Source organism: Paenibacillus sp. YN15 (assembly GCF_003285005.1).
GTDB lineage: Bacteria > Bacillota > Bacilli > Paenibacillales > NBRC-103111 > Paenibacillus_AR.
In genome coordinates this window covers 1-1,584 of record NZ_QMFA01000090.1, presented here as the reverse complement: position 1 = coordinate 1,584, position 1,584 = coordinate 1, and the positions used below count along the sequence as shown (strand labels likewise).

Here is a 1,584-nt window from a genome sequence, read left to right as displayed (position 1 = left end):
AGAAAAACCGTCAGGGAACATCGCCCTGACGGTCCTTTTTTACGTTGGGAGAATATCGGAAATTCTGTGTTCGATCCCATGTAGGCTCTTGTAGTACTCGGGATGCATTTCTCCACCGCATGCTTCACACGCAAATCGAGGTGGAACGCTCGGATCTCCATCATCCATCATGTCCATGTCACGCACCACTTTTAGCGGAATGGCTTCTTCCTCCTGACACTGCAAACAAACATAGTTGACCATCTCCTTGTTCAGAAGATGGTTGCTTCGGTTTACGGGGGATTTCTTTGCTCTTTTCTTGGCTGGTTTTCTCTTCTTCGACACCGGTGAGATCGCAGATCATCCTTTCTAACACAGCTTTTGCAGTCTTACAGGAGGCATACTTCACCCGTAGTTTCCCTTCCTCCAGGCAGACTTCTCCCTTGTATTCATAATAACACTCGCATTTCGGACAGACCATTGGATCTTTTCCCGTTTGCGCTTTCTGACGCTCCCTCCAGTTTCGCCGCATCAGTTGTTTCGCTTTGACCCATGTCTTCTTGACCTTCTCCTGCCACTCCTTTACTTTCGCTTTGCAGATGTTTTTTGCCCTCCGCGCATAGATCCCATAGTGCCGGATCACTTTAAATTGCTCATCCGGGATATGCCGAATCAGCCGCGAGATAAATTCTTCCACGCTTAAGCGTTCTTCTTTATCCGTGTCGTCCGTCTTATCGTGGTACCCAAACACCACCGTCTCTCCGTCATACGAAACGATCCGATCCACCGCGATTGCCGGCCTTCGCATATAGCGGCCGATGTACCCCAGTTGGGCCTTTACGTTCCCCTTCTGCTTCGGCGCATGCACATAGAAGCCTTCCTCATTTTCAGAGTAGGCTTTTTGCAACAACGGTTGGATCTTCTTCTTTTCTTCTTCTGGCAAGGTCCGGCGGATCAATTTCAGCACTACGGTCTGCCACGCCTTCCGCAGCTTTTGAAAGGGCACATAGTCGTAGTTCTTCCAACTCCCGTCCTTCGCCATTCCTCCCATCGTCACGAGCATATGCACGTGTGGATTGAAGTTTAACCGCGACCCAAACGTATGTAATCCCGCAATGATTCCGGGCCGCACTTTGTGCTTTTGCTCAAAATGCTCCTGGACAATTCGTACCGCCTCGTCCATATACTCCTTTAACATTTCCCGATGTTTTAGAAAGATCTCTCGCAATCCCTCATCTATCGTAAAAATCATATGCCGATGATTCACTTGGAATACGTCCTCTGCCATGATCCGGCTCCATTCCTCCGTTTCACCACACGAACAAGTCGTGCAAAACCGTCCCTTACATCGGTAAGGGACTCGCTTTACATCATGGCACCCTTCGCAAACCAGTAACTTGAAACCATTCTTCGGATCTCCACATCCTAAGAACTTCTTTACTTCTTTTTCCACAATGGGCCGTATTCGTTTCTTATGCTTAGCCGAGAACTCATCCCAGTTCTCCAAAAAGATTCGTTTCAGCAGGTTCGTCTCCATGCCTCTATCTTACCAAAATTTCTTAGAAAGGGCTTCTACACCTCAAGATTTTATACTTTCTGATATGG

General features: G+C 48.0%; 1 protein-coding gene. It reads right to left on the bottom strand.

Annotation, left to right across the window (positions count from 1 at the left end):
* Positions 1-178 precede the first annotated feature (178 nt).
* A complete protein-coding gene (locus DQG13_RS30245) occupies positions 179-1,516 on the bottom strand; it encodes an IS91 family transposase (protein WP_113023914.1) in 1,338 nt (445 codons plus the stop codon).
* Positions 1,517-1,584: the final 68 nt, after the last annotated feature.